5 protein-coding genes are annotated in these 6,456 nt (G+C 49.0%); all 5 read right to left on the bottom strand.

What is annotated here, in order from left to right:
• On the bottom strand, positions 1-1,881 hold a 1,881-nt coding region (locus HG547_RS19345), incomplete at its 3' end, for a retention module-containing protein (RefSeq protein ID WP_169548751.1).
• 381 nt (positions 1,882-2,262) lie between these two features.
• Entirely contained in the window at positions 2,263-3,429 is a 1,167-nt protein-coding gene (locus tag HG547_RS19340) for a heme biosynthesis HemY N-terminal domain-containing protein (protein ID WP_169548750.1), read from the bottom strand.
• Positions 3,426-4,655 carry a uroporphyrinogen-III C-methyltransferase gene (locus HG547_RS19335; RefSeq protein ID WP_169548749.1) on the bottom strand — a complete coding sequence of 410 codons (1,230 nt, stop codon included), beginning with the start codon at positions 4,653-4,655 and terminating at the stop codon, positions 3,426-3,428. The genes HG547_RS19340 and HG547_RS19335 overlap by 4 nt, the downstream gene beginning before the upstream one ends.
• Positions 4,656-4,715: 60 nt before the next feature.
• On the bottom strand, positions 4,716-5,456 hold the full coding sequence (locus HG547_RS19330; protein ID WP_144376224.1) for a uroporphyrinogen-III synthase: 741 nt from the start codon (positions 5,454-5,456) through the stop codon (positions 4,716-4,718).
• Positions 5,457-5,460: 4 nt separating this feature from the next.
• The gene (gene hemC / locus HG547_RS19325; RefSeq protein WP_037423000.1) at positions 5,461-6,393 is read right to left on the bottom strand and encodes a hydroxymethylbilane synthase; all 933 of its coding nucleotides are present in this window, start codon (positions 6,391-6,393) and stop codon (positions 5,461-5,463) included.
• Positions 6,394-6,456: the final 63 nt, after the last annotated feature.

Here is a 6,456-nt window from a genome sequence, read left to right as displayed (position 1 = left end):
GGCTTCGCCGTTATCGACGTCGGTCACATCGAGCTTGCCACCAACGGTTTGCACGGTGGCAACATCGGTATCGCTGTCGCCATCTTCGGTCACTGTGCCGTTGTCGGTATCGCCTTGACCTTCGCCCACGGTGATGTCGGCAGGGTCATTGGCCCCAACGATGGTGATGGTGACGGTGTGCGTTGCCGTGCCATCGGCGCTGGTCACTGTGATGTTGCGGGTCAGGGTTTCGCCAGCGGCGAGTGACTGCACATCAATGTGGCTGTTGTTAAGGACATAGGTCCAGTTGCCGTCAGCATCAATGCTGAAGGTACCGTAGTTGCCATCGGCGACATTGGTTTGGACTTGAAACACGGCTTCGCCGTTATCGACGTCGGTCACATCGAGCTTGCCACCAACGGTTTGCACGGTGGCAACATCGGTATCGCTGTCGCCATCTTCGGTCACTGTGCCTTTGTCGGTATCGTTAACGGATATATTTGCCGGATCACCCTCTGGGGTGACATTAATGGTTAAGGTCGCCGTTGAGCCAGTGTTGGTGGTGTAGGTGATGACCGGTACTTGGCCATTCCAGTTGGCGTTGGGCGTGAAGGTGTAAGAGCCGTCGGCATTGATGATTAAACTGCCGCCTTCTAAGGCAACAGAGGTGCCCGCAGTCACGGTATTGCCGTTTACGGTGAAGCTGACAACAGACAAGGTGCTATCAATATCACTGTCATTGCTCAGGACGTTACCGGTGGCAACGGAATCTTCAGCAACGGTATTGGTATCGTTAACCAAGACTGATGGATCATCCACTGGGGTGACATTAATGGTTAAGGTCGCCGTTGAGCCAGTGTTGGTGGTGTATGTAATCACCGGTACTTGGCCATTCCAGTTGGCGTTGGGCGTGAAGGTGTAAGAGCCGTCGGCATTGATGATTAAACTGCCGCCTTCTAAGGCAACGGTGGTGCCCGCAGTCACGGTATTGCCGTTTACGGTGAAGCTGACAACAGACAAGGTGCTGTCGATATCACTGTCATTGCTAAGGACGTTGCCAGATGCCACAGCGTCTTCAGTAACGGTATTGGTATCGTTAACCAAGACTGATGGATCATCCACTGGGGTGACATTAATGGTTAAGGTGGCGGCTGCACCAGTGTTGGTGGTGTAAGTAATCACCGGTACTGTGCCATTCCAGTTGGCGTTGGGCGTGAAGGTGTAAGAGCCGTCGGCGTTGATGATTAAACTGCCGCCTTCTAAGGCAACAGTGGTGCCCGCAGTCACGGTATTGCCGTTTACGGTGAAGCTGACAACAGACAAGGTGCTATCAATATCATTGTCATTGCTAAGGACGTTACCGGTGGCAGCGGAGTCTTCATCTACGGTAATGCTGTCGTTAACGAGCAAGGATGGGGAGTCTGTGGCAATTGACTGTTCGGGAGTGTCGGGTGCAAATGCGGCTAGTGTTTGTCCAGAAGTGCTATAACCTGATGTGGCGAGAGCTTCTGAACCATCACGAGCAAGGCTAACATAGCCAGAGTTACCATCACTGGCTGGTGCATTCCCTGCAGCGGTTTCAGGTAAATTTTTAGTTGGGTCTTCACCTGAAGCAATAAGATCTTGTAATGCTTGAATTTCATCAGGTGTGGCTTCACCTGTTACTGGGGCAACAACCGCAGCAGATGCTGGATTGACTTCTATTTCATTTATTTCATTAGACAGCTTGGTGCCATCATCGAAAGTGATTTCATAAGTCGCGTTTTCGCCGATATGGAGAACTGCACCCTTTGGGAGTTGTTCGCCATCCTTAGCGGGTTGATTTGAACCATTAACCTCGACTTCGATTTGCCCTTTAACAAGTTTCAGCAAACCTTTCTTTGTTGTAATGATCGATCCCATAATTAGCTCCCAACAGCCAAAGTGTGTTAATCCGAAGATGCACAAATTCAACAAATACGCTGAATTGTGATACAAGTGGCTAAATTTTAGCTTGGTCGCGTGTGCAAGTCAATTTTTTGACGCGTCGGAATGGCTTGCTATAGCTGGATTTTAAGGGGTGGAGTGCGAAAAAATGGCACTTAAAAGTGACAGAACTAGATGTAGTATCTTAAAACGCAAAAGAAACTGCATTTAGTGTCTCTTAACTATCAAAATAAACATACTAATAACAAATTATTCTTAAGATCGGGTTTAATATTTTATAAATGATGTGCGGCAAGTATGTTCAAGGTAGAATGAGGAGGGACCGCAATCCGCCTAATGGATTGCGGTTGATAGAAGTTATAGGTTTACTGCCTGACGATAGCTTTGGTTAGCATGACCTTGTTCGCCAAGTTGCTCTTGAATACGTGCTAACGCCAGCCAAGAGTCTTTACTCGGAGCAAGACGACAAACATTCTGCCAGCGGATTTTGGCTTCTTTCATATCCCGGGTTTGTTGGTAGAGTAGCGCTAAACACCGTTGGTAATCAGCATTGTTCTCATGGGTGATTTCATGCTTGAGTAATTGCTTGCGGATCTCTTCGTCATGGGCGGTGACGATCTGTGGGATCACTTCTAACAGTGCAGACTCTGGCGAGCTACGTAGCTTTTTCGAGAGTAATTTAAGCGCTTGGTCTTTACGATTGAAGCGGCATAAGCCCATGGCATAAATCGCTAAAAACTCAGACTGGTTACGTTCATCGCGTGAAAGCCATTGCCAGCATTGTTCTAGAGCTTCTTCCCCTTTTAGACTCGCCGCTTTTAATAGGGCGCAATGGGTTTCAACATTCAGCGTATTTAACTTTGCATCCTCTAAGATCTGACGTTTCTTCAGTATTGGGAGCAATAGCTTAAGCGCTTCCCAATCTTCCTGGGCGCGATATAACTCGAGGGCGAGTTTCAGCACAGGGGCTTTACTCTTGCTAGTTGGGGCTAACTTATCGAGCTCGGCTCTGGCTAAGGCTAATTCACCTTGTTTGAGTAAATAACGGGTACGAGTGGTAGCTACCGCATTGGCCGTCATAGGCTGGGCTTCAGCGCGGGCAAGATATTGATCTCGTTCGGCAATTTTATTTTGATGTTGAGCAGCACGTGCAGCGGCTAATAAATTTAATGCTGGCAGTTCACCGTTGTCGGCCCCTTTAATCATGGCGCGTTCTGCCGCAGGCCAATCTTCTTCGGCAATGGCAAGTGCGCCGATGAGGGTGTGTTTTTTGGCGGAGCGGCGACGCCAATGCTGCGGGATAAAACGGCTACGAAGCAGCAGATTAATCACAGTGATCACTAACCATTCCAGCACTTGGAATAGCGCATAAAACACGATTAACATGACGATGCCAAAAACTAAACTGGTCTCAAGCTGGTAATCACCCGCGGCAATATACACATAGCCAGTATTGCCAACAATCCAGGGGCTGATACACAGGCCTAAAAGTATAATACCAAGAAATATTAATGCCTTAATCATAGCTGCGGTTCCTCTGCAGAGGTGAGTTCACCATAGCTGGTTAACTGTAATAACAGCGGTTTAGCGGCAAAAGATTTCAGCGTAATAGGGTCAAGATCGAGTGTTGCCAACTTGTCGATTTCGGCAATGGCCTCGCTAGTTTGATGCGCTTGAACATCAAAATAGGTTTGGATCCACTGGCGCGCCATCATCAGTGATTGATGATAAGCGGCTCTATCATAGCGATAGAGTGCCAGTTGTGATTGCAGCAGTTTATGGCGGATATTCTCAACCAAATACCATTGTTGCTCTGGAGCAATTAGGGCTGGCGCATCGGCGGTGCGATGACGAATAGTAATAAAATCTTGAGTCAACGCCTTCCAGGTTTTGCTCAGATTACTTTGCCAATCGTTAAGATCGCCGGAAATGGTCGTATCTTCAGCCGTGCTTGCTTCAGCGTCGGCACGATTTAGCGGCAATTTGTCAAGTTGGTCGATTAAGGCATCGAGTGCTAATACACCACCTTCAATATCCAAACTCTTAATATTGGTGGTCGCCGCAATATCCTTTGCCAATGCCTTACGGATTGGCAGTAATGCGGGGTTGTTCATCGCGGCAATAGTTTCATCCGCGGATTTTAATAAATCGGTTGCCGTGCGCGGATCTTTTTCGAGCCAAAGCTTACGTCCAGCCATGTTTACTAGATATTCGGCTTCTGAGGCCATCCAGTGGGTTGGGCTGCGCTGGGCCAGTTTCTCTAGTCTGTCCTGTAACTGGTTTTGATCTGTGGCAAGCTTAGATAACTCTTGGAAGGTTTTTGCATCTGAGAGTTGTTGTTGCTCAAGTTGTGCAAGACGCTGATTTGGGACGAGTAAAGCCTGTTGCAACTGATCTTGCAGGGCTAGATTTTTCGTCTCTTGCAGTTGAAGCTGTTGCTGCATTTGTTGATACAGCAAATAGCCACCACCTATGGTGCAAACGGTCAAGCCTAAGGCCAGTAGTACACCAAAACGAATAGCCCATGAGCTACGATTCACTTGCACCACTTGGCGAGCAGCTTGGGTCGATTCGGGTTTGCTGGCTTGCGACTTAGTGTCGGTAGGTTTGACTTCTTGTTCTTCAGGCTTGCTCGCCTGTGACTCAGAAGCTTGGTTGTGTGGTGCAGCGTCATCGGTATTGACCGATGTGGCGAGAACTGGGATAGCCTGTGACTCTGGGCTTTGGGCGTCGTGCTTGTTGTTATCCATTTAACAGTCCTTAAAATCATGCTACTGCCGAAATTCGAGTAAAATCGGGCTAAATAGCACTTAGAGTTTAAGGGCGTTTAGCACGGCTTTGCTGTTGGCGGCATTGGCATTGGTGACTTGGGTTATACCAAAGGCATGAGCTTGAGCTTCTACTCGGTTACTGGGGACTATGATATGACATGAGCGCAGCCATGCAAATAACTCTTTTGGCACTAGATTAATCAGATTATCTAGTACTTCACCACTCGTCACGACAATAGTATCTATCCCTAAGTCTCGCCAGTGTTGGCTAACCGCTGCGCCATCGAGTGGTGGGCAAGCGCGTTGATAGACTTCCCAATAGCGCAGCTTCGCGCCTCTGGCACTCAGTTGCTCAGCGAGGGCTTCACGACCACCGACACCACGAATGATAGTGATATGTTTGCCTTGGATATGTTGCAGTGCAGGCAATGTCAGCAAGCCTTCTGTTTGCTGACAATCATCCGGTGCTTCGAGAGCTTCAATTCCCTTCTCTTGCAGCGCTTCCCACGTAGCATGACCCACGGCGAAATAAGGTACGCTTGGCCAGTCTTTAACTTGGGCTGTATCGACTTTAAACGCAGCATCAGCAAAGCTGACTGCATTGGCGCTGATACAGATAACCATATCGACATGGGCTAGGGGATGCGAAGAGTCAGGCGGCAGAGGAGGCGTGGCCTCAACGCAGAGCAGTGGCGTCACGCAGTGTTCGATGCCTCTTTCATTCAAGGCATCGACCATTGACTGATTGCGCCCCTCGGGGCGCGTCAGTAAGACTTTCATCGTTTTAGGCTTTGGCGTAAACAGCGTCGAGGATGCTTTTAGCGCCTTTGCTCAGTAGTTCTTCAGCAAGGGCAATACCGAGTTGCGTCGCTTCGGTCTTTGGACCTGTGATCACGCCTTCGATGATTTCGCTACCATCTGGATTACCAACGAGGCCGCGCAGTGTCATCTCATCACCATCGATTTCGGCAAAGGCGCCAATAGGAACTTGGCAACCACCTTCGAGGCGAGTATTCATGGCGCGTTCGGCAATAACTCGGTAGCGCGTTTCTAAGTGTTCTAATGGTGCCAATAATGCTTTAACGCGTTCATCGTTAGTGCGGCATTCAATACCGACAGCACCTTGACCGTTTGCGGGTAAGGATTCTTCCGCAGAAATAAAGCTGGCAATACGTTCTGATAATTTCAGGCGAATTAAACCCGCCGCAGCCAGGATAATCGCATCGTATTCGCCGTTATCGAGTTTCGCGAGGCGAGTACCCACGTTGCCACGCAGATCTTTGATAATCAGGTCTGGGCGTGAGGCGCGCAGTTGGCACTGACGGCGTAGGCTTGAGGTGCCTACCGTGGCACCGAGTGGCAGCTCACTGATTGACTTATAAAGGTTAGACACAAAGGCATCGCGTGGATCTTCGCGTTCACAAATCACTTCCAGCCCTAAGCCTTCGGGGAAATCTACTGGCACGTCTTTCATCGAGTGTACGGCGATATCGGCTTGGTCTTCGAGCATAGCGACTTCGAGTTCTTTCACAAACAAGCCTTTACCACCAACTTTCGCTAATGGCGTGTCTAAGATAACATCGCCCTTAGTGCTCATTGGCAATAGCTCCACCACAATACCTGGGTGAACGCGTTCTAATTCTGCTTTAACAAATTCAGCTTGCCACATGGCCAGCGGACTCTTGCGGGTAGCGATACGTATGCGGTTTTCAGACATGCCTAGTTTCCATCCGAGATCTTAGTTGCGCCAATGCTAACATTGGCTATTCGCGAATGTAAG

The sequence above is a fragment of the Shewanella sp. DNRA4 genome (genome assembly GCF_012843185.1).
GTDB classification, from domain to species: domain Bacteria; phylum Pseudomonadota; class Gammaproteobacteria; order Enterobacterales; family Shewanellaceae; genus Shewanella; species Shewanella xiamenensis.
This window is presented reverse-complemented; position numbering and strand designations above follow the sequence as displayed.